18 protein-coding genes are annotated in these 22132 nt (G+C 72.6%); 15 read left to right on the top strand and 3 right to left on the bottom strand.

The features are described from left to right. The first annotated feature begins 2 nt into the window (after positions 1 to 2). The 4 genes from OG782_RS07700 (at position 3) to OG782_RS07685 (ending at position 4182) form a co-directional block, all read left to right on the top strand. On the top strand, positions 3 to 1031 hold the full coding sequence (locus OG782_RS07700) for an HAD-IIA family hydrolase (protein WP_406448650.1): 1029 nt from the start codon (positions 3 to 5) through the stop codon (positions 1029 to 1031). A 213-nt stretch (positions 1032 to 1244) separates the two neighbouring features. Beyond that, positions 1245 to 2204 carry a FecCD family ABC transporter permease gene (locus OG782_RS07695; protein WP_406448649.1) on the top strand — a complete coding sequence of 320 codons (960 nt, stop codon included), beginning with the start codon at positions 1245 to 1247 and terminating at the stop codon, positions 2202 to 2204. Next, positions 2201 to 3277: a FecCD family ABC transporter permease gene (locus OG782_RS07690; protein ID WP_406448648.1), complete on the top strand. Its 1077-nt coding sequence runs from the start codon at positions 2201 to 2203 to the stop codon at positions 3275 to 3277. Before OG782_RS07695 ends, OG782_RS07690 begins: the two co-directional genes overlap by 4 nt. A gap of 89 nt (positions 3278 to 3366) precedes the next feature. Then, on the top strand, positions 3367 to 4182 hold the full coding sequence (locus OG782_RS07685) for an ABC transporter ATP-binding protein (RefSeq protein WP_406448647.1): 816 nt from the start codon (positions 3367 to 3369) through the stop codon (positions 4180 to 4182). Between the two features lie 271 nt (positions 4183 to 4453). Here the strand turns inward: OG782_RS07685 and OG782_RS07680 are convergent, their stop codons facing one another. Next, complete coding sequence (locus OG782_RS07680; RefSeq protein ID WP_406448646.1) at positions 4454 to 4801, bottom strand: SCP2 sterol-binding domain-containing protein; 348 nt, start codon at positions 4799 to 4801, stop codon at positions 4454 to 4456. Between the two features lie 43 nt (positions 4802 to 4844). Between OG782_RS07680 and OG782_RS07675 the strand changes: the two genes are divergently transcribed. From OG782_RS07675 to OG782_RS07650, 6 genes are all read left to right on the top strand, one after another. Then, positions 4845 to 5171, top strand: a complete 327-nt coding sequence (locus tag OG782_RS07675; protein WP_406448645.1) for a hypothetical protein — start codon at positions 4845 to 4847, stop codon at positions 5169 to 5171. Positions 5172 to 5178: 7 nt separating this feature from the next. Beyond that, a complete protein-coding gene (locus tag OG782_RS07670) occupies positions 5179 to 5994 on the top strand; it encodes a TlyA family RNA methyltransferase (protein WP_406448644.1) in 816 nt (271 codons plus the stop codon). Next, a complete protein-coding gene (locus OG782_RS07665) occupies positions 5991 to 6896 on the top strand; it encodes an NAD kinase (RefSeq protein WP_406448643.1) in 906 nt (301 codons plus the stop codon). The genes OG782_RS07670 and OG782_RS07665 overlap by 4 nt, the downstream gene beginning before the upstream one ends. Before the next feature lie 83 nt (positions 6897 to 6979). Continuing rightward, positions 6980 to 8725: a DNA repair protein RecN gene (gene recN / locus OG782_RS07660; RefSeq protein WP_406448642.1), complete on the top strand. Its 1746-nt coding sequence runs from the start codon at positions 6980 to 6982 to the stop codon at positions 8723 to 8725. 8 nt (positions 8726 to 8733) lie between these two features. Then, positions 8734 to 9483 carry a hypothetical protein gene (locus tag OG782_RS07655; RefSeq protein ID WP_406448641.1) on the top strand — a complete coding sequence of 250 codons (750 nt, stop codon included), beginning with the start codon at positions 8734 to 8736 and terminating at the stop codon, positions 9481 to 9483. Between the two features lie 408 nt (positions 9484 to 9891). Further along, positions 9892 to 11031, top strand: coding sequence for a glycosyltransferase family 4 protein (locus OG782_RS07650; protein ID WP_406448640.1), 1140 nt, complete (start codon positions 9892 to 9894; stop codon positions 11029 to 11031). 21 nt (positions 11032 to 11052) lie between these two features. On the opposite strand, the gene OG782_RS07645 is transcribed toward OG782_RS07650, so the two are convergent. Continuing rightward, positions 11053 to 12678 (bottom strand): PucR family transcriptional regulator, encoded by a 1626-nt coding sequence (locus OG782_RS07645; RefSeq protein WP_406448639.1) that lies wholly within the window; start codon positions 12676 to 12678, stop codon positions 11053 to 11055. A 184-nt stretch (positions 12679 to 12862) separates the two neighbouring features. Here OG782_RS07645 and OG782_RS07640 point away from each other — a divergent pair, with 184 nt between their 5' ends. After that, entirely contained in the window at positions 12863 to 13750 is an 888-nt protein-coding gene (locus OG782_RS07640; protein ID WP_406448638.1) for a sulfurtransferase, read from the top strand. Positions 13751 to 13828: 78 nt separating this feature from the next. Here the strand turns inward: OG782_RS07640 and OG782_RS07635 are convergent, their stop codons facing one another. Further along, the gene (locus OG782_RS07635) at positions 13829 to 15631 is read right to left on the bottom strand and encodes a glycoside hydrolase family 15 protein (protein ID WP_406458907.1); all 1803 of its coding nucleotides are present in this window, start codon (positions 15629 to 15631) and stop codon (positions 13829 to 13831) included. Between the two features lie 407 nt (positions 15632 to 16038). On the opposite strand from OG782_RS07635, the gene OG782_RS07630 reads away from it, so the two are divergent. The 4 genes from OG782_RS07630 to ald all read left to right on the top strand — a co-directional run bounded on the left by OG782_RS07630 (position 16039) and on the right by ald (position 21955). Continuing rightward, complete coding sequence (locus OG782_RS07630) at positions 16039 to 17712, top strand: CTP synthase (RefSeq protein WP_406448637.1); 1674 nt, start codon at positions 16039 to 16041, stop codon at positions 17710 to 17712. Between the two features lie 88 nt (positions 17713 to 17800). Next, positions 17801 to 18427, top strand: coding sequence for an NUDIX domain-containing protein (locus OG782_RS07625; RefSeq protein ID WP_406448636.1), 627 nt, complete (start codon positions 17801 to 17803; stop codon positions 18425 to 18427). A 205-nt stretch (positions 18428 to 18632) separates the two neighbouring features. Continuing rightward, positions 18633 to 20696 (top strand): tetratricopeptide repeat protein, encoded by a 2064-nt coding sequence (locus tag OG782_RS07620; protein ID WP_406448635.1) that lies wholly within the window; start codon positions 18633 to 18635, stop codon positions 20694 to 20696. A gap of 143 nt (positions 20697 to 20839) precedes the next feature. Continuing rightward, positions 20840 to 21955 carry an alanine dehydrogenase gene (gene ald / locus OG782_RS07615; RefSeq protein ID WP_406458905.1) on the top strand — a complete coding sequence of 372 codons (1116 nt, stop codon included), beginning with the start codon at positions 20840 to 20842 and terminating at the stop codon, positions 21953 to 21955. Positions 21956 to 22132 lie beyond the last annotated feature (177 nt).

The raw sequence follows: 22132 nt of genomic DNA, 5'->3' as shown, positions 1-22132 counted from the left end.
ATATGAGTCAGGCGAGCAGGACCAGGCCGAGCGGGAACAGCACCGCGCTGAGCGAGGCGTACGACACGGCGCTGCTCGATCTGGACGGGGTGGTGTACGCGGGCGGGCAGGCGATCGACCATGCCGTCGAGGCACTCGGCACCGCGCGGGACGGCGGGATGCACCTGGCGTACGTGACCAACAACGCGCTGCGCACGCCGGCCGCGGTGGCGGAGCATCTGACCGAATTGGGAGTGCCGGCCGAGCCCGCAGATGTGATCACTTCGGCGCAGGCCGTGGCGCGGCTGGTCGCCGATCAGCTGCCGGCCGGGGCGCGGGTGCTGGTGATCGGGGGCGAGGGGCTGCGGGTGGCGCTGCGCGAACGCGGGCTGGAGCCCGTGGAGTCGGCGGACGACGACCCGGTCGCGGTGGTGCAGGGATACGGCGGGCCCGACATGGCGTGGGGCCGGTTCGCCGAGGCCTCCTACGCGATCAACCGCGGTCTGCCGTGGTTCGCGTCCAACACGGATCTGACGATTCCGGGCGCCCGGGGCATCGCGCCGGGCAACGGGGCGGCGGTGGAGGTCGTCCGGATCGCGACCGGTGCCGAGCCGCAGGTGGCTGGGAAGCCGTTGCCGCCGATGCACCGCGAGACGGTGCTGCGGACCGGGGCGGAGCGGCCGCTGGTGGTCGGGGACCGGCTCGACACGGATATCGAGGGGGCGTTCAACGGCGGCGTGGACTCCCTGCTGGTGCTCACCGGGGTGACGGACGCGGCGCAGCTGGTGGCCGCGGTTCCCGAGCACCGGCCGACGTACATCGACGCGGACCTGCGAGGTCTGCTGACGGGCCAGCCCGAGGTGGCGCGGACCGGCGAGGCGTACGCCTGCGGTGACTGGAGGGCCTTCGTGCGCGGCGGCGAACTGGTGCTTGAGGGCGACGGGGACGCGCTCGACGGTCTGCGGGCGCTGTGCGGGGCGGCGTGGTCGCAGGCCGGGGAGGGGGCGTGCGCCCTGGACGCGGGGAAGGCGGTGGCCCGGCTCGGGCTGTAGCAGCCGGTTTTCCCGTGCCGTCGGTTCCGGTCGTCCGCCGCTGTCGGGGGTTCCGGCCGGCGGCAGAGACGGCCGGACCGAGGGCATGGGAGGGTAGGCTAACCTAACCTCGTGTTGGTTGAGAGTCCCCCGAACCCGAGCCCGGGCCCGATAGCGGCCCTGGACAGAACCGCGCCTCCCAGGCGGCATGCGGCACGAGCGGCAGGGCTCCTGGTGGCCCTGGCGCTCCTCGTACTGGTGTGCATGGCCAGTATCGCGATCGGTGCCAAGGCGCTGCCGCTCGCCGATGTCTGGCACGGACTGTTCCACTACGCGGGGAGCGGCGACGACGTCCTCGTACGGAAGGTACGGATCCCCAGGACCGTGCTCGGACTGATCGTCGGGTCCGCGCTCGGGCTCGCCGGGGCGGTGATGCAGGCGCTGACCCGTAACCCGCTGGCCGAGCCCGGGCTGCTGGGCGTCAACGCGGGGGCGTCGGCCGCGGTCGTCTCCGCCATCAGCTTCTTCGGTGTCACCTCGCTGACCGGATACGTCTGGTTCGCCTTCGCCGGGGCCGCGATCGTCTCGGTGGCCGTGTATCTGCTCGGCGGCAGCCGGTCCGCCACTCCCGTACGGCTCGCACTCGCCGGGACCGCCGTCACCGCGGCCCTGTACGGCTACGTCAACGCCGTACAGCTGCTGGACTCGGCGGCGCTGGACCGGTTGCGGTTCTGGACCGTCGGCTCGCTGGCGTCCGCGAACATGGAGACCGTCGGCAAGGTGTGGCCGTTCATCGCGCTCGGTGTGCTGCTGACCCTGCTCATCGCGCGTCCGCTCAACGCCCTGGAGATGGGCGACGACACGGCGCGGGCCCTCGGCGCCCATCTGACCGGGACCCGCGTCCTGGCGATGCTCGCCGTCACCCTGCTGTGCGGGGCCGCGACCGCCGCGTGCGGGCCGATCGTCTTCATCGGGCTGATGATCCCGCACCTGGTGCGCACCCTCACCGGGCCCGACATGCGGTGGATCCTGCCGTACGCGGCCGTGCTGTCGCCGGTGCTCCTGCTCGGCGCGGACGTGGTCGGCCGGGTCATCGCACGGCCGTCCGAACTCCAGGTCGGCATCGTCACCGCGCTGATCGGCGGGCCGGTCTTCATCCACCTCGTACGACGCAAGAGGATGTCCCAGCTGTGAACGCCACGAAGGAGACAGCGGGGACGGCCCGGCGGGTGCGGCCCATGCGGGCTGTGCGGACGGGCGGCGGGTACTCGTTCCGGATGAACGTCCGGGCGTCCCTCGTGACCGTGCTGCTCGCCGCGGTGGCGGCGGGCGCCGCCGTCGTCCTCATCGGCAGCGGCGACTTCTCGATGACCCCCGGCGAGGTCGTCACCACGCTCTTCGGACACGGCACCTTCCAGCAGGAGTTCATCGTCACCGACCTGCGGCTGCCGCGGGTACTGGTCGGCCTCCTCGTCGGTGCGGCGCTCGGTGCCGGCGGCGCCGTCTTCCAGACCATCTCGCGCAACCCCCTCGGCAGCCCCGACGTGCTCGGCTTCGGCCAGGGCGCGACCGTCGGCGCGCTGACCGTGATCATCCTCTTCCAGGGCGGTGCGACGGCCGTCGCGGGCGGTGCGGTGGCCGGTGGACTGCTGACCGGTGTCGCGGTCTACCTGCTGGCGTGGAAGCGCGGGGTGCACGGCTTCCGGCTCGTCCTGGTGGGGATCGGCGCGGCCGCCGTGCTCACCGCCGCGACCCAGTACCTCATCACCAAGGCCAACCTGGTCGACGCGACCCGTGCCGTCGTCTGGATGACCGGCTCGCTCGACGGCCGGGACTGGGCGCAGGTCTGGCCGCTGCTCGCGGTGTGCGGGTTGCTGCTGCCGCTGGTGTTCGGGCACGGGCCGGCCCTGCGGGTGATGGAGATGGGCGACGACGCCGCGTACGCGCTCGGCGTACGGGTCGAACGCACCCGGCTCGTCCTGATGGGCTCCGCCGTACTGCTCGTCGCCGTCGCCACGGCGGCCGCCGGGCCGATCGCGTTCGTCTCGCTGAGCGCCCCTCAGCTGGCACGCCGGCTGACCCGCTCCACGGGCCCCAATCTGGTGGCCGCCACCTTCATGGGCGCGGCCCTTCTTCTCGTCGCCGACTGGATCGCGCTGGACGCCTTCGGTGACCGGCAGCTGCCCGTCGGCGTGGTCACCGGGGTGGTGGGCGGCTGCTATCTGCTGTGGCTCCTGGTGTCCGAGCGCAAGGCGGGCCGCATATGAGGACCGGCACAGGTGGTGTGAGGCCGTCGCCCGCCCCTTCTTCCTCCAGTACCCCGACCAGCATCCCGACCGACTCACGGAGTACGACCATGCAGCGCCTCACCGCGGACTCGGTGACCCTCGGATACGACCAGCGGGTCATCGCGGAGAACCTCTCGGTCGAGATCCCCGACCACTCGTTCACCGTGATCGTCGGCCCCAACGCCTGCGGAAAGTCGACATTGCTGCGGGCGCTCTCGCGGATGCTGAAGCCGAGCCGCGGCCGGGTGCTGCTGGACGGTCAGACGATTCACGGCCTGCCCGCGAAGAAGGTCGCCCGGATCCTGGGGCTGCTGCCCCAGTCCTCGATCGCGCCGGAGGGCATCACCGTCGCGGATCTCGTGGCCCGGGGACGCTACCCGCACCAGGGACTGCTGCGGCAGTGGTCACCCGACGACGAACGCATTGTCGAGGAATCGATGGCGTCGACCGGTGTCGGTGAACTCGCCGATCGCTATGTCGATGAATTGTCCGGCGGTCAGCGCCAGCGTGTCTGGATCGCGATGGCGCTGGCGCAGCAGACGCCGCTGCTGTTGCTCGACGAGCCGACGACGTACCTCGACATCCAGCACCAGATCGATGTGCTCGACCTGTGTGCGGAGCTGCATGAGACGCAGGGGCGCACGCTCGTGGCCGTCCTGCACGATCTCAACCACGCCGCGCGTTACGCCACGCACCTCATCGCCATGAGGGAGGGCGAGGTCGTCGCGGAGGGGCCGCCGGGGGAGATCGTCACCGTGGAGCTGGTGGAGCGGGTGTTCGGGCTGCGCTGCCAGGTGATCCCCGACCCGGAGACCGGGACGCCGCTGGTGGTGCCGGCTGCGCGGGTGCGGGGTGTGCGCGGGGTGCGCGGTGCGGGGGTGTAGGGGGTGTAGGGGGCGGGCCCGGAGGTGGTGCGGTGCGGGTGCGTGGTCGGGCGCGTGACCTGCGGCCACGCTTTGTCCTCAAGCGCCGGACGGGCTGGATGGGTTGTCCTCAAGCGCCGGACGGGCTGGATGGGTTGTCCTCAAGCGCCGGACGGGCTTGAGTCGGGCGTCGGGCGGGCTTGAAGGGTGTCCTCAAGCGTCGGGCGGGCTTGATTCGGGTGCTGGACGGGCTTGATCGGGGCTTCGGCGTTGTTTGATTCGGTCGGTGTTGCTACAGGAGGGATCTGAGTTTCAGGAGGTCGCGGAAGCCGGCCTCCAGACGGACCCGGCCCGAGCTCCAGGCCTTGGCGAAGTTCAGTTCGCCGTCCACCATGGCCACCAGATCGTCCCCGGTCATCGCGAGCCGGATCCCGGCCCTCTCCCGGGGCGGCCCCTCGACCGTGTCCAGAACCCGGATCCGGCCGCCGGTCAGGCGCCCGGTGAACGTGATGTCCAGGTCCTTGATGTGGCAGCTGAGCGAGCGGTCCAGGGCGGCCGCGCTGCGCACGTCGCCGTCGGCCCCCGCGAGGCTGTCGGAAAGTCTGTCGAGTGCGCTGCGGCACTCCGCCATGGTCGCCATTGTGATCGACGGTACCGCAGGCCTTCGCGGTAGCGTTTCCCGCATGAGCGACTCGATTCCGGGGCCGGCGACGGCCACCGCGTCCGCGCCCGGCGAGCTGCCCGAGGACGCGCCGCAGCAACCCGCGGCGGCCCCGCCGCAGCCCGCCGGTCCCGCGCCCCTCGGTGTCGTCCGCACACCCACGGGGCACGCCGACGTGGACACGCGGCTGGAGCGTCTGGCCGATGCCGACCACCTCCCGGCGGACGGACACATCGAGGTGTACGAGGATGTACACCGTGGCCTGCGCGAATCGCTGACCGCGCTGGACGCCAGGCCCGCACCCGCACCGGTACCCGCACCGATGCCCTCGTACGACAACAGGAGCTGAACCGAACGTGGCAGGAGTGGCCCGTCGCCGCCTCGACGCCGAGCTGGTACGCCGAAAGCTCGCCCGCTCACGCGAGCACGCGAGCCAGCTGATCGCCGCAGGACGGGTGACCGTCGGCGGCAACACCGCGACCAAACCGGCCACCCAGGTCGAGACGAGCGCCGCCCTCGTCGTCACCAAGGACGACAGCGACCCCGAGTACGTCTCCCGGGGCGGCCACAAGCTGGCGGGCGCCCTCGCCGCCTTCGTCCCCCTCGGGCTGAAGGTCGAGGGGCGGCGGGCGCTCGACGCCGGGGCGTCGACCGGGGGGTTCACCGATGTGCTGCTGCGCGCCGGAGCCGCCCGTGTGCTCGCGGTGGACGTCGGCTACGGGCAGCTCGCCTGGTCGCTCCAGTCCGATGAACGCGTCACCGTCAAGGACCGCACCAATGTGCGGGAACTGACCCTGGAGGCGATCGACGGCGAGGCGGTGGACCTGGTGGTGGGCGATCTGTCGTTCATCCCGCTCGGGCTCGTGCTGCCCGCCCTGGCGCGCTGTGCGGCCCCCGACGCGGACCTGGTCCTCATGGTCAAGCCGCAGTTCGAGGTGGGCAAGGAGCGCCTGGGCGCCGGCGGTGTGGTGCGCAGCCCGGAGCTGCGCGCCGAAGCGGTAAGGGAGGTGGCCCGCCGGGCCTGGGCGCTGGGCCTGGGGGTCCGGGGTGTGACGGCCAGCCCGTTGCCGGGGCCGTCGGGGAATGTCGAGTACTTTCTGTGGCTGCGGGCCGGAGCACCGGAACTGGATCCCGCGGATGTCGACCGTGCAGTGGCGGAGGGGCCTCGTTGACGACGAATGCGGCACGAACAGTCTTTCTCTTGGCGCACACCGGCCGGCCGGCCGCGATCCGCAGCGCCGAGCTCGTCGTCCAGGGGCTGCTCCGCAGCGGCCTGGGCGTAAGGGTCCTGGCCCATGAGGCGGCCGATCTGCCGCTGCCGCCGTCCGTCGAGACCGTCACGGATGCCACGCCCGAGGCGGTGAACGGCTGTGAACTGCTGATCGTGCTCGGCGGCGACGGGACGCTGCTGCGGGGCGCCGAACTCTCGCGCGCCTCCGGCGTGCCGATGCTCGGCGTCAACCTCGGCCGGGTCGGCTTCCTCGCCGAGGCCGAGCGCGACGACCTCGACAAGGTCGTCGACCGGGTCGTCACCCGGGCGTACACCGTCGAGGAACGCATGACGATCGACGTCGTCGTGCACAGCAACGGCACCGTCGTCCACACCGACTGGGCGCTCAACGAGGCGGCCGTGCAGAAGGTGTCGCCCGAGCGGATGCTCGAGGTCGTACTGGAGATCGACGGCCGGCCGGTGACCGGGTTCGGCTGCGACGGCATCGTGTGCGCGACGCCGACCGGCTCGACCGCGTACGCCTTCTCGGCCGGCGGCCCCGTCGTCTGGCCCGAGGTCGAGGCACTCCTCATGGTCCCGATCAGCGCCCACGCGCTGTTCGCCAAGCCGCTGGTGACGTCACCGACCTCGGTGCTCGCCGTCGAGGTCCAGCCGCACACCCCGCACGGGGTGCTGTGGTGCGACGGGCGCAGGACCGTGGAACTGCCCGCCGGCGCCCGCGTCGAGGTGCGGCGCGGCGCGGTGCCCGTACGGCTGGCCCGGCTGCACCAGGCGTCCTTCACGGACCGGCTGGTGGCCAAGTTCGCGCTGCCGGTGTCGGGGTGGCGGGGCGCGCCGCACTGACCTTCGGCAGGGCTCTCGTACCGGCGGATCCGCCGCCGGGACCGCAGCCCGTGTGCGCGCGGGCCACGAAACCTCGTATGGTCATGTCCGTGTTGGAGGAGATGCGGATACGGTCGCTCGGAGTCATCGACGACGCGGTGGTGGAACTGTCACCCGGTTTCACCGCGGTGACCGGTGAGACCGGCGCGGGCAAGACCATGGTCGTCACCAGCCTGGGGCTGCTGCTCGGCGGCCGCGCCGACCCCGCCCTGGTGCGGATCGGTGCCAAGGCCGCGGTCGTCGAGGGCCGGATCACGGTGGCCGAGGGCGACGCGGTGGCGCTGCGGGCCGAGGAGGCCGGGGCCGAGATCGAGGACGGTGCGCTGCTCATCAGCCGTACCGTTTCCGCGGAGGGGCGCTCCCGGGCGCATCTCGGCGGCAGGTCCGTGCCCGTCGGTGTGCTGGCCGAACTCGCCGACGAACTCGTCGCCGTGCACGGTCAGACCGACCAGCAGGGGCTGCTCAAGCCGGCCAGGCAGCGCCAGGCCCTGGACCGGTACGCGGGCGACGGCGTCGCCGGTCCGCACGCGAAGTACGCGGCGGCCTACCGGCGGCTGCGCGACGTCGCGAGTGAACTCGACGAGCTGACGACGCGCGCCCGCGAACGCGCCCAGGAAGCCGATCTGCTGCGTTTCGGGCTGAACGAGATCGCCGCGGTCGAACCGCTGCCCGGTGAGGACACCGAGCTCGCCGCCGAGGCCCAGCGGCTCGGTCACGCAGACGCCCTCGCCTCCGCCGCCGCGCTGGCGCACACCGCGCTGGCCGGCAACCCGGAGGACCAGGAGGCCGTGGACGCGACGACCGTCGTCGCGGCCGCCCGGCAGGCGCTGGACGGGGTGCGCGCACACGACCCGGCGCTCGCCGCGCTCGCCGACCGGGTCGGCGAGATCTCCATCCTGCTCGCCGATGTCGCGGGCGAACTGTCCGGGTACGCCGACCAGCTGGACTCCGATCCGCTGCGGCTCGCGGCGGTCGAGGAGCGGCGGGCGGCGCTCACCGCGCTCACCCGCAAGTACGGCGTGGACATCGCGGCGGTCCTGGCCTGGGCCGAGGACGGCGTCGCCCGGCTGACCGAACTCGAGGGGGACGACGACCGGATCGGCGAACTGACCGCCGAACGCGACGCCCTGCGCGCCGAACTCTCCGGCCTCGGCCAGGCGCTGACCGACGCCCGGACAGCGGCCGCCGCGCTCTTCGCCGAAGCCGTGACCGAGGAACTCGCCTCCCTGGCCATGCCCCACGCCCGGGTCTCCTTCGACATCCGGCAGACCGAGGCGGCGGACGAGGCGTCCGGCATCGAGATCGGCGGACGCAACGTGACCTACGGGCCGTCCGGCGCCGACGAGGTCGAACTGCTGCTGGCACCGCACCCCGGCGCCCAGCCCCGGCCGATCGCCAAGGGCGCTTCGGGCGGTGAGCTGTCCCGGGTGATGCTCGCCGTCGAGGTGGTCTTCGCCGGTTCCGACCCCGTACCCACCTACCTCTTCGACGAGGTGGACGCGGGCGTCGGCGGCAAGGCGGCCGTCGAGGTGGGCCGGCGACTGGCGAAGCTCGCCAGGTCGGCCCAGGTCGTGGTCGTCACCCACCTGCCCCAGGTGGCCGCGTTCGCCGACCGGCAGCTGCTGGTCGAGAAGACCGTGGACGGCTCGGTCACCAGGAGCGGAGTCACCGTCCTGGAGGGCGAGGACCGGGTACGGGAACTGTCCCGGATGCTCGCGGGCCAGGAGGACTCCGAGACGGCCCGGGCCCACGCGGAGGAACTGCTGGCCACGGCTCGGGCGGACGGATAGGGACCGCCGTGCGGACGCCGGCGGGCGCCGCCGTCGCCGCGGCGGTGGCCGGAGGCGTGTACCGGGTGCTGCGGGCGCGGCCGAGGCCGGCCTGGCAGCGCACCAACTACGCTGGCCGCACCGTGGACCTGTGCGCGGGCCCGGCCGTCGCCCTGGGAGCGGCTGCCGGGGCCGCAGTCCTGCCCCTGCCCTCCCGTACCCGGAGCGCGGCTGTGCTCGCCGTGCTGGTGGCGGCCGGCTGCGGCGCGTACGACGACCTCGCAGGCGCGGACGATCCGCGCCGCGGATTCCGCGCCCACCTGAGCGCGCTGCGGTACGGCGAGGTGACCGGCGGGGCGGTGAAGCTCCTCGGGATCGGCGCCGTCGGGATCGCCGCCGGCGCGCTGATACGGGAACGCCCGGTCGACCGGCTCCTCGGCGGCGTCGTGATCGCCGGCACCGCCCACCTCGTCAATCTGACCGACGTACGTCCCGGAGCGGCCGTCGCCACCGTGCTCGCCCTCGGGGCCCCCGGCCTGGTCAGGAGCCCGCTCGTCGCCGCCCCGATGGCGGCTGCCGCGGCGATCGCGGCCGACGACCTGGGGGAGCGCACAATGATCGGGGACACCGGGGCGCACGCCCTGGGCGCCGCGCTCGGCGTCGGGATCGTCGCGGCCGGCGGACGGGCCGGGCTCGTCGCTCATGCGGCGGGGCTCGTCGCGGCGGCGGTGTTCGGGGACCGCGTCACCCGGCTCGCCGGGACGCTCGGCCGGCGCTGACCCGCCGTGCACGGGAGGCGTGGGGACAGCGGCAGTTGCGCGGGCCGCGGTCGCGTCCGCCGAACCCGCGCACGGCGTCATGGAACCGCACCGTTCTTCACCCGTGCGAGTGGTACGCCACGCCCGGTTTGTTGCGATGCGCACCGGCGTAACGGTTCAGCCGGGCCGGAACGTGCGTACGGACTGGCATCCTTGGCCATGTACATAAGGGCTGTCCCGATCATCCCCGGCGGGCGTGCGACGACGACGGCCACGGCACTGCGCCGGGCTGTCGGAACACCCGAATGCATCCAGTGTGCGGGCGTCCCTCCGCCACGCGATGCGCCGCATACGATGCCGCGCGCCGATCCACCAGGGATGACGGGACCGCCCTTACCGCCGACTCGGGAGCTCCGGGAGCCATTCAACGTGTCACAGCTGCGTACGGTCCAAGTGCTCGGCGGCGGCAGTGCGGGCAGCAGCGCCCATGTCGGCTCGCTGGCTGCCGGGCTGGTCGCCAGAGGGGTGCAGGTGACCGTCTGCGCACCGGCCGGGCTGGACCGCGCCTACGACTTCGCCGCCACGGGGGCCCGCTTCGCTCCCGTCCCCAGGCGCAGTGATCCCGCCGCGGTCGCCGCACTGCGCGCCGCCTGCGCCGGTGCGGACGTCGTCCATGCGCACGGGGTGCACGCCGCCGTTCGGGCCGCCCTGGCGCTCGGCTGCCGCCGTGTCCCGCTGGTCGTCACCTGGCACACCCGGTCCCACGTCGAGGGTGCCCGCCGCCGGCTGCTGCATCTGCTGGAGCGAAGGGCCGCCCGTGCGGCGGCAGTTGTGCTCGGCACCTCGTCGGACCTGGTCGACCGGGCCCGGCGCCGAGGGGCGCGCGACGCCAGGCTCGCGCCCCTCGCCACACCCGTGCCATGTGCGCCCGCCACCGTGCCCGACGGCAAGGTGCGGGCCGAACTCGGTGCGGTGGAGCGGCCGTTGATCGTAGCGGTGGGCAGCCTCGTACCGGATCACGGGTACGGCACACTGCTCGACGCGGCCCGCTCGTGGCGCCGGCTCGATCCCGTACCCCTGCTGGTCATCGCGGGCGAGGGACGGGAACGGGCGGCTCTGCAGCGCCGGATCAGGACCGAGGGACGGGAACGGGCGGCTCTGCAGCGCCGGATCAGGACCGAGGACCTGCCCGTCGCGCTGATCGGCAGCAGTACCGATGCCGCCGGACTCCTGGCCGCCGCAGATGTCGCCGTGCTGCCCAGCCGCTGGGAGTCCCGCTCGCTGATGGCCCAGGAGGCGCTGCGCAACGGCGTGCCCCTGGTCGCCACCGCGGTCGGCGGGGTGCCCGAACTCGTGGGCGACGCCGCGGAACTCGTGCCGTACGCGAACGCGGAAGCGCTCGCCCGGGCCGTGGCCCGGCTCCTGGGCGACCCGGCGGAACGCGAACGGCTGTCCGCTGCCGGACCTCGGCAGGCGGCGAGCTGGCCGACGGAGGACGACACGATCGCCCAGGTGCTGAGCGTGTACGACGAGTTGGTCCAGCCGCTCGCGACGCGGCGCAGCCACTGACGCGCCCCGAGGCGGCGGCCGCTACGACGCGTGGCGGCGTGCGCGCAGCGCCAGGCTCAGGGCGAGGACGGCCTGCGGATCGTCCAGGTCGGTACCGAGCAGTTCACCGATGCGGGCCAGCCGGTTGTACAGCGTCTGCCGGTTCAGATGCAGTTCGCGTGCCGTCTCCGCCTTGCGGCCCGCATGGGCCAGATAGGTCTCCAGGGTGGGCAGCAGCGGCGGGCGTGAGGTGCGGTCGTGGTCGCGCAGCGGACCGATCGCCCGCTCCACGAACGCCGCGAGATCCGGATGGTCCCGCAGCCGCCACAGCAGCAGGTCGATATCGAGGCGCCGGGCGTCGTACCAGGGCCGGTCGCTGAGCCCCTGCGCGGCCGTGGCCGTCTCCGCCGCATGCCGGAGCCCCGCCCCGGCCGCCGCCCAGCCGCCCGACACCCCGACCACGACGACCGGGGGATGGGAGCCCGCCCGCTCCAGGCCCGCCCGCTCCACCCCGGCCCGCAGCGCCGCGGCGACCCGGTCGGCCACCGCCGTGCGCTCCGTCTCCGTACGCAGCCCCAGCAGCAGCGGCACCCGGCCCTCCACGGGCCGCACCCCCAGCAGCACCGGTACGCCCACCGAGGAAAGCTCCTCCAGGACCGCGCGCGCCAGCAGTGCCCAGTTGCCGGAGGGGGAGAGCTCGGGGGCCAGTCGCATCACCACGGGCAGCAGCGGCATCTCGCCCGGTTTGAAGCCCAGCACCCGGGCCTGCGCCGGTGCGTCCTCGGGCGCGATCCGGCCCTCCGCGAGGTCGGTGAGGAAGTCGCCGCGGCCGCGCGCCGCGAGCTCCTCCTCCTGGCGGGCCTGCATCAGCACCACGGCGAGGATGCCCGCCGCCCGCTCCGCCGCCATCCGGTGCACCGGCACCAGCGGCCCGTCCACGGCCAGCAGCACCAGCCGCGCCCGTACCGAACCGGTACCCGGGCCGCCGCCCGGCACATCCACCAGCACGGCGCCGACGGGCGGCGACTCGCGGGCCGCCCGGCCGCCGCGCATCCCGTCCCACACCTGGAGCGGATCGGCGGAGACCGGACCGGACTCGGTGCCCGCCGCGTACAGCAACTGGCCGTCGGCCGTCTCCAGGAAGACCGGGTTGGCCGTGAAGTCCGCCAGGATGCCGAGCACCTGGGGTACCCCGCCGCCGCCCAGCAGCGCCTGAGTGCAGCGCCGGTGGACCTCCTCGGCCTGCTGCAGGAGCGCGTAGTGACCGTTGACGATCTCGGTGTGGATCTCCTCCGTCACCGTCACGAACGGCACCTCGCGGTGCAGCTGGACCAGCGGCAGCCCGGCCGCGCGCGCGGCGTCCACGATCGACGCGGGCAGCCTGCTGAAGCGTGGGCCGAGCTCCACCACGAGGGCGGCGATGCCGCGGTCGGCGAGCCTGCGGACGAAGGCACGCTGCTCGGCGGGGCGGGTGCCGAGTCCCAGACCGGTGGTCAGGAGCAGCTCACCGCCCTTGAGCAGCGAAGCGATGTTGGGGACCTCGCCCGCGTGCACCCAGCGCACCGTGCGGCCGAGCCGGTCGGCGCCCGCGACCACCTCCGGGAGCCCGCTGCGCAGCCCCGGCAGCTCAAGGGCGCGCTGCACGGTGATGCCGCCTTGGGATTCCACTGGCTCTGGCCTCGCGCTTCGGGGTTCGGTCGGACCGGGCCGCCGCCCGCTGCGGCCGCCCTGGTCAGGACGGTACCGGCCCGGGACCCCGGAGGCGTCGTCGGGGCGGTACGCCGTTGACAGGGCCGGGCCCCGCTGCGATCTTGAAAAACCTGTGCCGTCGAATGTCGAATGGGGAGGAATTGTGGGCGACGACGTTCTGTCGGAGGGGACGCCGGTCCCGGACGCGCCCGTGGGCGCGTTGCCCGGCCCGCTGGTCGGCGCCGGCTGGCTCGCGGAGCGGCTGGGCGCGCCCGGTCTGCTGGTGCTCGACGCCTCGGTCGGTGCGTACCGGGGCTCGGCACAGCGGATCGCGGGGGCCCGGGACTTCGACATCGACGGATCGCTCAGTGACCACTCGGGCCCGCTGCCGCACACCATGCCCGACGCCGGCCGGTTCACCGAGGAGCTGCGCACCCTCGGCCTCCACGACACGGACACCGTCGTCGTCTACGACGCGGCCGGCATCTACTCCGGCGCCAGGGCCTGGTGGATGTTCCGCGCGATGGGTTTCGACCGTGTCGCGGTCCTCGACGGCGGGCTGCCGGGCTGGACCGCCGCAGGACTGCCGACACAGAGCGCTGCGCCGTCGGCCGCGGTGCGCGGCGACTTCACGGCCCGGCCCCGGCCCGGTCTGATCGTCGGCGCCGGCGAGGTGGCGGCCGCTCTGGCCGACCCGGCGTCCGCCGTTTTCGACGCCAGGGCACGGGAACGGTTTCGCGGTACGGCCCCCGAGCCGCGCGCGGGGCTGCGCGGCGGCCACATGCCGGGGGCGGTCAACCTGCCGTTCGGCGAGATCCAGGACGGGGGCCGGATGCATCCGGCGCCCGAGCTGCGCGCCGCGTTCCGCGCCCTGGCCGGAGACCGGGAGCGGCTGTTGTTCAGCTGCGGATCGGGTGTCACCGCATGTGTCCTGGCGCTGGGCGCGGAGCTGGCCGGATACCGGGATACGGCGGTGTACGACGGGTCCTGGAGCGAATGGGGGCTGCCCTCGGGGGGCCGTCCCGTCGTGACGGAGCCGCAGAGCGGCTGAAGCGGGCCCGCCCGGCGGACCGGAACGTGCCGCGGTGACGGGTCGGCTGCGGGGCCGTCCGGCCCCGCAGCGTCGCCGTCATCCCACGTACGCCCCGCTCGCCGTCAGCCGCAGTGCCGTGTCGATCAGTGGCACATGGCTGAACGCCTGCGGGAAGTTGCCCACCTGGCGCTGGAGCCGCGCGTCCCACTCCTCGGCCAGCAGGCCCAGGTCGTTGCGCAGGGCCAGCAGGCGTTCGAAGAGCCGACGGGCCTCGTCGACCCGGCCGATCATCGCCAGGTCGTCCGCCAGCCAGAAGGAGCAGGCCAGGAACGCGCCCTCGTCGCCCTCCAGACCGTCCACGCCCGCGTCCTCGCCCGAGGTCGGGTAGCGGAGCACGAAGCCGTCCTCGGTGGACAGCTCCCGCTGGATCGCCTCGATCGTGCCGATGACGCGCTTGTCGTCGGGCGGCAGGAACCCCATCTGCGGGATCAGCAGCAGGGAGGCGTCGAGCTCCTTCGACCCGTAGGACTGGGTGAAGGTGTTGCGCTCCTTGTCGTAGCCCCGCTCGCAGACGTCGCGATGGATGTCGTCGCGCAGCTCGCGCCACTTCTCCAGCGGTCCGTCCGTGTCGCCGGACTCGATCAGCTTGATGGTCCGGTCGACCGCGACCCAGGCCATCACCTTGGAGTGCACGAAGTGCCGGCGCGGCCCGCGCACCTCCCAGATGCCCTCGTCCGGCTCGTGCCAGTGCTTCTCCAGGTACTCGATCAGCTTGAGCTGGAGACCGGTCGCGTAGTCGTTGCGGGTCAGGCCCGTCATGTGCGCGAGGTGCAGGGCCTCGGTGACCTCGCCGTACACATCCAGCTGGAGCTGTCCCGCGGCGCCGTTGCCGACCCGGACCGGGCCGGAGTTCTCGTAACCGGGCAGCCACTCCAGCTCGGCCTCGCCCAGCTCCCGCTCGCCCGCGATGCCGTACATGATCTGCAGGTTCTCGGGGTCGCCCGCCACCGCCCGCAGCAGCCACTCGCGCCAGGCACGGGCCTCCTCGCGGTAGCCGGTGCGCAGCAGCGAGGACAGGGTGATCGCGGCGTCGCGCAGCCAGGTGTAGCGGTAGTCCCAGTTCCGCGAGCCGCCGATGTCCTCCGGCAGGGAGGTGGTCGGCGCGGCGACGATGCCGCCGGTCGGCGCGTAGGTCAGGGCCTTCAGCGTGATCAGCGAGCGGACCACGGCCTCGCGGTAGGGCCCGTGGTACGTGCACTGGTCGACCCAGTCGCGCCAGAAGTCCGCGGTCGCCTCCAGCGAACCCTCGGGGTCCGGGAGCGCGGGCGGCTCGCGGTGCGAGGGCTGCCAGCTGATGGTGAACGCGATCCGGTCACCGGGGGCGACGGTGAAGTCGGAGTACGTCGTCAGGTTCTCGCCGAACGTGTCGGCGGAGGTGTCCAGCCAGACGGAGTCCGGGCCCGCGACGGCGACCGTACGGCCGTCCACCTTGTGCACCCACGGAGTGACGCGCCCGTAGCTGAACCGCATCCGCAGTTCCGAGCGCATCGGCACCCGGCCGCTGATTCCCTCCACGATCCGGATCAGCTGCGGGGCACCGTCACGCGGCGGCATGAAATCGGTCACTCTGACCGTGCCGCGCGGCGTGTCCCATTCCGATTCCAGGATCAGTGAGTCACCGCGGTAGCGGCGGCGGTCCGCCGACGGCGGCGCCTCACCCTCGGCGCGGGCCGGGCCCAGGCGCCAGAAGCCGTGCTCCTCGGTGCCCAGCAGCCCCGCGAAGACGGCGTGTGAATCGAAGCGGGGCAGGCACAGCCAGTCTGCTGTGCCGTCCCGGCAGACCAGGGCGGCGGTCTGCATGTCTCCGATGAGTGCGTAATCCTCGATGCGCCCGGCCACGTGCATCTCCAGTCGAACGGCCATGTCGCCCCGTAGGGCGCTTACTGCGGGTCAAGAGGTCGTTGCAAGGGGTTGATGTGGGGGAACCTGCGAGCTCAATACCTCGCCCGGAGCGAGTGTCCGAGCAGGATACGACGCACCCGGGTGATCCGCGCGACCCTCTCGGCAACTGGACTGAGCCGATCGAGTGGGGCGCGAGTTGCATGGGGCGATTGTGTGTGGCGAGTGTGCAGGGTGTGGCCGGAAGCAGGCTCCCTTTGTCGCTGTTACCCTGGTAGCCCGTGGACCGGTGGTCATTCCGCAACAGCAGACGAGGCCCCCGAACCGCAGCGACGGCACCTCCGGAACCTCCGGACGGCAACGCCGGTACGCACTCACGATCGCGACCACGGGAGTCCCCTTTGGCTATGCAGCCCACATCCACGACGACCAAGCACATCTTCGTCACCGGGGGTGTCGCCTCTTCCCTCGGCAAGGGTCTGACTGCCTCCAGCCTCGGTGCCCTGCTCAAGGCGCGCGGCCTTCGGGTCACCATGCAGAAGCTCGACCCGTACCTGAACGTCGACCCGGGCACGATGAACCCGTTCCAGCACGGCGAGGTGTTCGTCACCAACGACGGCGCCGAGACCGACCTGGACATCGGCCACTACGAGCGCTTCCTCGACGTGGACCTCGACGGCTCGGCCAACGTCACCACCGGCCAGGTCTACTCGCAGGTCATCGCCAAGGAGCGGCGCGGCGAGTACCTCGGTGACACCGTGCAGGTCATCCCGCACATCACCAACGAGATCAAGCACCGCATCCGCCGCATGGCCACCGACGACGTCGACGTCGTCATCACCGAGGTCGGCGGCACGGTCGGCGACATCGAGTCGCTGCCCTTCCTGGAGACCGTCCGCCAGGTCCGCCACGAGGTCGGCCGGGACAACGTCTTCGTCGTCCACATCTCGCTGCTGCCCTACATCGGCCCGTCCGGCGAGCTCAAGACCAAGCCCACCCAGCACTCGGTCGCCGCGCTTCGGAACATCGGTATCCAGCCGGACGCCATCGTGCTGCGCGCCGACCGCGACGTACCGACCGCCATCAAGCGCAAGATCTCGCTGATGTGCGACGTCGACGAGGCCGCCGTGGTGGCCTGTGTCGACGCCAAGTCGATCTACGACATCCCCAAGGTGCTGCACACCGAGGGCCTGGACGCCTACGTCGTGCGCAAGCTCGACCTGCCGTTCCGTGACGTCGACTGGACGACCTGGGACGATCTGCTGGACCGCGTCCACAACCCCGACCACGAGGTCACCGTCGCCCTGGTCGGCAAGTACATCGACCTGCCGGACGCCTACCTCTCGGTCACCGAGGCCATCCGGGCCGGCGGCTTCGCCAACAAGGCCCGGGTCAAGGTCGAGTGGGTCGCCTCCGACGACTGCAAGACCCCGGCCGGTGCCCAGAAGGCGCTCGGCGGCGTCGACGCGATCTGCATCCCCGGCGGATTCGGCGAGCGCGGCGTCATCGGCAAGGTCGGCGCCATCCAGTACGCCCGTGAGAACAAGGTGCCGCTGCTCGGCCTCTGCCTCGGCCTGCAGTGCATCGTGATCGAGGCGGCGCGCAACCTCGCCGAGATCCCCGACGCCAACTCCACCGAGTTCGACGCCGCCACCTCCCACCCCGTCATCTCGACGATGGAGGAGCAGCTGGCGTACGTCGAGGGCGCGGGCGACCTGGGCGGCACCATGCGGCTCGGCCTGTACCCGGCGAAGCTCGCCGAGGGCTCGCTGGTCCGCGAGGCCTACGACGACCTGCCGTACGTGGAGGAGCGTCACCGCCACCGCTACGAGGTCAACAACGCCTACCGCGCCGAGCTGGAGAAGAAGGCCGGTCTGGTCTTCTCCGGCACCTCCCCGGACAACAAGCTCGTCGAGTACGTCGAGTACCCGCGCGAGGTCCACCCCTACCTGGTCGCCACGCAGGCGCACCCGGAGCTGCGCTCCCGCCCGACCCGCCCGCACCCGCTCTTCGCGGGCCTGGTGAAGGCGGCCGTCGCGCGCAAGACGGGCGCAGCGGCCGACGCCACGCCGGGCAAGTAACGGCATCCCCGCAGGCGTTACGGTTGGCCGGGGTACGGGTCCTTCGAGGACACGTACCCCGGCCACTGTTATTTGCGGGAGGACGCAGATGGGTTTCCAGGACACGCCCGAGGAATGGCCGGTCACCGCGACCGTGACTCCTTTCCGGGGCAACAAGACCAGCGTCCGCACCGACGACGTGGAGATGCCGGACGGTACGGTCGTACGCCGCGACTACCAGGTCCACCCCGGCTCGGTCGCCGTGCTCGCGCTCGACGACGAGGACCGCGTCCTCGTGCTGCGCCAGTACCGCCACCCGGTGCGCCACAAGCTGTGGGAGATCCCGGCCGGGCTGCTCGATGTCCCCGGTGAGAACCCGCTGCACGCCGCGCAGCGCGAGCTCTACGAGGAGGCGTACGTCAAGGCCGAGGACTGGCGGGTGCTGACCGACGTCTACACCACGCCCGGCGGCTGCGACGAAGCCGTACGGATCTTCCTCGCCCGGAACATCTCCGAGGCGGACGGGGAGCGCTTCGAGGTCTCCGAGGAGGAGGCCGACATGGAGCTGGCCCGGGTGCCGCTCCAGGATCTCGTGCGGGGTGTGCTCGCCGGCGATCTGCACAACAACTGCCTGGTGGTCGGCGTGCTGTCGCTCGCGGCGGTGCTCGCGGGTGACGGCACCGACTCGCTGCGGCCCGCCGAGGCGCCCTGGCCGGCCCGGCCCTTCGAGGTCTGACGGACCGTCGGGGGCCGTGCGGGCCACCGCCCGCGCGGCCTCCCGCGCAGACACGCGCACACCTTCCGATCGTAAAAGATGCTGATCCGATCGGGGGACGTTCCGGTCGCGCTCCACCCGATTCGCCCACCCGTCTGAACTACGCTCTGAATGCCCTGACCGGAGTCCCGGCGGGCGACGCGTGCAGCGAAGTGGAGCGTGGCCCGTGACGGATCAGGCGGTGGACACCAGCGACCCGGCCGAGGCTGCGGGGACCGAGGAGCCGGCCGTCGTCGCACCAGCCCAATTTGTCGGGCGCGAGCGCGAGTTGAAGGAACTGCGGGCCGACATCGAACGGGCCGGACTCGACACGATGGCCGGTCGCAGGAGCGCCCGCGCCCGGGTCCTGCTGATCGCCGGACGGCCCGGTTCCGGACGCACCGCGCTGGCCGCCGAACTCACCCGCCGGCTGCTCGGTACGGGCGACTACCCGGACGGGCTGCTCCGCGTCCGGCTCACCGAAACCGGCGGCGCTCCCGTGCCCGCCGAGCGCGTCGCCCGCGACCTCCTCGAGCAGCTGGACATCGTGGGACCGCCCGGCGCGGACGCGGACGAACTGTCCGAGATGGTGCGCGAGGCGCTCGCGGTACGCCGCGCCCTGCTCCTGCTCGACGAAGCGCCCGACGCCGAGCAGGTCGACCCGCTGCTGCCGGACAACCCGGACTGCCTGGTCGTCGCCACCGCGCAGGGCCCGCTGACCGGCATCCCCGGGGTCCGGCCCTGCACCATCGGCGGCCTGGACGCGGGCTCCGCCGTCCAGTTGCTCGCCCGGACCATCGGCCAGGTCAGGATCACCGTCGACCCGCTGACGGCTCAGGCGCTGGCCGAGGAGTGCGGAGGCCAGCCCGCCGCACTGGTGATGATCGGGGGCTGGCTGGCCGCACACCCGACGGCCTCGGTCGCCGACGTCACCAAACAGCTGCGGGAACTTCCGGAGGACGGCGACCAGCCCACCGGTGCCCGCCCGCTGACCCGGGCCTTCCGGCTGGTCCACGACTCGCTGCCGCCGACCGCCGCCCGGATACTGCGCCTGCTCTCCCTGGCTCCCGCCGGACTGGCCGACGCCCACACCGCGTCGGCGCTGGCCGGCTGTTCCGTATCCGCCGCCCAGACCACCCTCGACGACTTCGTACGGCTGGGACTGCTGCGCAGCGACGAGGCGGGGCAGCCGCAGTACCAGGTGCCCGGCTGCCTCGCGGCGCTGCTGCGGGCACTGCTGGAGGACCGGGACCGCCCGGCCGAGATCCAGCTCGCCCGGGCCCGGATGCTGGAGCGCACCGTGCGCCTGCTCCAGTCCTGCCGGGCGGTCACCGAACCCGAGGGCTCCCCGGCCCGGCGCAAGCTCGCCGGGCTGCCGCGCTCGTTGCGCTTCCCCGGCCCCGAAGCGGCCGCCGCATGGCTGCGGATCCGGCGGCCCGCACTGCTCGCCTCCGCCCGGATCGCCGTCGAGGACGGTGAACTCGACACCCTGGCGCGGCGGTTGGTCGCCGCGCTGGTGCGGGCGCTGGCCGTGCACGAGGGCACCGAGGCGGCCGCGCCCGAGCTGTACGCACTGCACGGACTGGTGCTGGCCGTCGCCGAGCGGCGCGAACTGCCCCGGGAGAAGGCGGCCGCCCTGCTCAACCTCGCCGATCTGGACGCCGGGACCGGCCGTACGCGGGAGGCGCTGGCCCGCTACCGGGCGGCGCTGGACGCCGGACGGGCCGCGAAGGACCCGTACGCCACCGGGCGCGCCATGGAATCCGTAGGCGGCGCCTACGCCGAGCTCGGCGACTTCCACCGGGCCTCCGACTGGTACGGCCGGGCGCTCGCCCAGCGGCTCACCCAGGGGGACCGGGCCGACGAGGCGCGGCTGTACGGGCGGCTCGGCACCGTCCACACCTACGCCGCGCGGTACGGGGAGGCGCTGCGGAACTGGCGGGCCGCGGCGGCCGGCTACCGCAGGCTGGGCGACCTGCCCGCCCAGGCGCGGGCGCTCAGTGAGGCCGCCCGGGTCCAGGAGTACGCGGGGCGCCCGCAGGAGTCGCTGCAGACCTGCCGGGAGGCTGTGGAGTGGGCCCGGCAGGCCAAGGACCTGCGGTTGCAGGCCGCCCTGGAGCTCCGGCTGGCCGACACCCTGGACCGGCTCGGCGACCCCGCAGCTGCGGGGCTGCACCGGGGTACGGCCGACAGATTGCTGGGAGAAGAGAGCGCAGCCTACGAAATCCGTAGTGCGACGACAGAAAATTAATGCTTTGTAAGGCTAGACAGCGGGAAGCCCTTCATTAGACTGGCTCTGCCGCGGGTGTTCGCGGTGTCTCCATTTACGCTGCGTCTGTCCGGGTATGCATAGCCATGTCCGGATAACCCTCTGAATCAAGGACCGTGATCGACGTGAAGGTCGGCATCCCCCGCGAAGTCAAGAACAACGAGTTCCGCGTGGCGATCACGCCTGCCGGTGTGCACGAGCTCGTCCGCCACGGCCACCAGGTCGTCGTCGAGGAGAACGCCGGGGCCGGCTCCTCCATCACGGACGAGGAGTACGTCGCCGCCGGTGCGCAGATCCTGGCCACCGCCGACGAGGTCTGGGCCGCCGCGGACCTGCTCCTGAAGGTCAAGGAGCCGGTCGCCGAGGAGTACCACCGCCTCCGCAAGGACCAGACCCTCTTCACGTACCTGCACCTCGCCGCCTCCCGCGCGTGCACGGACGCGCTGCTGGAGTCGGGCACCACCGCCATCGCGTACGAGACCGTCGAGACCGCGAACCGCGCGCTGCCGCTGCTCGCCCCGATGTCCGAGGTCGCGGGCCGGCTGGCCCCGCAGGTCGGCGCGTACCACCTGATGCGCTCGGTCGGCGGCCGCGGTGTGCTCCCCGGCGGCGTCCCGGGCACGGCGGCCGGCAAGGCCGTCGTCATCGGCGGCGGCGTCTCCGGCTGGAACGCCACACAGATCGCCGTCGGTCTCGGCTTCCACGTCACGCTGCTCGACAAGGACATCAACAAGCTCCGCGAGGCCGACAAGATCTTCGGCACCAAGGTGCAGACCGTCGTCTCCAACGCCTTCGAACTGGAGAAGGCCGTCGTCGAGGCCGACCTGGTCGTCGGTGCCGTGCTGATCCCCGGCGCCAAGGCCCCGAAGCTGGTCACCAACGAGCTCGTCGCCAAGATGAAGCCCGGAAGTGTACTTGTCGACATTGCAATTGATCAGGGTGGCTGCTTCGAGGACTCGCACCCGACGACGCACGCCGAGCCGACCTTCATGGTTCACGACTCGGTCTTCTACTGCGTCGCGAACATGCCGGGAGCGGTGCCGAACACCTCCACGTACGCCCTCACCAACGCGACGCTGCCCTACATCGTGGAGCTCGCGAACCGCGGCTGGGTCGAGGCGCTGCGCCGTGACGCCGCACTCGCCAAGGGGCTCAACACCCATGACGGGCAGGTCGTTTACCGTGAGGTGGCCGAGGCGCACGGCCTCGGGCACGTCGAGCTGAGCACGCTTCTCGGCTGACGGGTCAACATCTCCCGTCAACCTCGTGAGTCCGGCCGGACCTTGCCGAGCAAGGTCCGGCCGGACGCATGTCGGGCCTCCCGAGGGCCCCGCGCAACTCGCCTCGAACGTAACCCTTTAACCGATTCGTGCCCCCGCGAAAAGTGTGCCCGATGGGCTGCGCACCCTTGACAGCGG

This window comes from Streptomyces sp. NBC_00876, from assembly GCF_045207435.1.
Taxonomy (GTDB): Bacteria; Actinomycetota; Actinomycetes; order Streptomycetales; family Streptomycetaceae; genus Streptomyces.
Note: the sequence above shows the minus strand (reverse complement) of the source record. Positions and strands in the feature narration are given on the sequence as shown.